Annotated in this window: 1 protein-coding gene; it reads right to left on the bottom strand. The window is 54.9% G+C overall.

What is annotated here, in order from left to right; translation table 11 throughout:
- Nucleotides 1–282: hypothetical protein (locus AC1RP1_RS07830; protein ID WP_481762695.1), on the bottom strand; the 282-nt coding region annotated here is incomplete at its 3' end.
- Nucleotides 283–490 lie beyond the last annotated feature (208 nt).

The raw sequence follows: 490 nt of genomic DNA, 5'->3' as shown, positions 1-490 counted from the left end.
CGGTGCCAGCAAATACGACGGCAAATTACGATCGCTATCGTCTTTACGCAAACGCGCGCGAAAGTACCCCTTCTGCTCACCACGCACCATTACCGGCAGGTAGATGAACTTCGTCTTCGACCACGTATCGTAGTCGTCGAGCCATTTGACACACATCTTGCCGCCCAATTCGAGTAGCAAGTTCGTGGGTATAGAGCGCCACTTTTTATCAGCAGGTAGGCGCGAGAACTTGAGACGTTCCTCAACGTAGTCGCGCTGTTCCATCGATTCTACTGCCGACAAAGACTCAACCTCCTTGAGTCTGCTCATCAGCAAGTTGCTGGTATTCTCCTGACGCGGGGGCCCACTATAGAAAGGCTGGAGCCCGAGCTTGGGTGCCACTTCATCCCACGGTGCGCTTGTGCCGCTTGCGAAGCATCTGAACTTTCCGGTGCCGGGTCCATCGATCCAAATCCCAGCGCTGGGATTCGATTCTCCATGGTACGGGCAG

The organism is Dellaglioa sp. CoH-56-MRSF-13, assembly GCF_056782095.1.
This window is presented reverse-complemented; position numbering and strand designations above follow the sequence as displayed.